1 protein-coding gene is annotated in these 749 nt (G+C 62.6%); it reads right to left on the bottom strand.

The window, feature by feature from the left end; genetic code table 11:
* Positions 1-749 (bottom strand): RHS repeat-associated core domain-containing protein (locus tag GY725_04785; protein ID MCP4003492.1); only part of this gene is annotated, 749 nt, incomplete at both ends.

The raw sequence follows: 749 nt of genomic DNA, 5'->3' as shown, positions 1-749 counted from the left end.
TGACTTCACCGGAACTCTCCGGCACTGAAGGCAGAAGAAGGTCTGCACCGAAGCTCAGAGCAGGGCCAACCAGTGGAACTTCCGAGAGCGTTGCTACCAATTCCTGACGCGCCTCAGTGACGGATTCCTCGAACTCAGTCGCAGACTCCGACCGCTTGATGACGACCAGACCACTTGGGTCGACGAACTTGATGGGATTACCTCTAGCGTAGGCGTACCTGTTGAAAGACTGCGGGCTGCTTGGGTCAGACGAGTTGATCGGGTCGACCGACATGAACCTCGAGAGGTGCGGCGAGCAGTACCTCGCGTGCATGTAATCCAGATCATCCGACTCACCCGCGGCGAAGAAGTCCCGCTCGTGGCCGGTGAACTTCATCGGGTGCCGGTCCTGGTTCGCCAGGGTGGCCTCTTCGCCGAAGGGAAAGTACTTGTGGAGCGACTTCACCTCCCCCGTGTCGGTGGTGATCAGACGCGGTGTGCCCAGGTGGTCGAGGCTGTAGTGCGCGACCTCGCCGAAGACGCCGCTCTCGTCCTGGCTCACCGTGGCCAGCAGGCTCGTGCCGCGGTAGATCTCGTCTCTCACCGGGTAGACGTCGCCGGCTTCGTCGTACTCGTATTCCCGCAGCAGCAGGCCTCTTGAATCCCGCAGCGTCCAGCGCAGCTCGCCGCGGGTCAGCTCCAGCTTGGCGATGCGCTCGTCGTCCGTGGTGTAGGCGAATACCCAGGCCGCGGTCTCCCCTTCGCGCTGG

It is taken from the genome of bacterium (assembly GCA_024226335.1).
Lineage (GTDB): Bacteria > Myxococcota_A > UBA9160 > SZUA-336 > SZUA-336 > JAAELY01.
Note: the sequence above shows the minus strand (reverse complement) of the source record. Positions and strands in the feature narration are given on the sequence as shown.